Here is a 223-nt window from a genome sequence, read left to right as displayed (position 1 = left end):
CGTCGAGCAGGAAGGCGTCATGGCCCTTGTCGCTCTCCACCTCCACGAAGGCGACGGAGGCGGCAGCCGCGTTGAGCGCATGGACGATGGCGCGCGAGTCCGATGTGGGGACCAGCCAGTCGGACGTGAAGGAGATCACGCAGAAGCGCGTGGCCGAACCCTTGAAGGCTCTGGCGAGCGAGCCGTCATGTTCGGCGGCGAGGTCGAAATAATCCATGGCGCG

General features: G+C 65.9%; 1 pseudogene. It reads right to left on the bottom strand.

The features are described from left to right. Positions 1–223: pseudogene (gene metX, locus E4K09_RS18910) on the bottom strand (homoserine O-acetyltransferase); the annotation flags it as partial.

It is taken from the genome of Microvirga pakistanensis (genome assembly GCF_004458765.1).
Classification (GTDB): Bacteria; Pseudomonadota; Alphaproteobacteria; order Rhizobiales; family Beijerinckiaceae; genus Microvirga; species Microvirga pakistanensis.
This window is presented reverse-complemented; position numbering and strand designations above follow the sequence as displayed.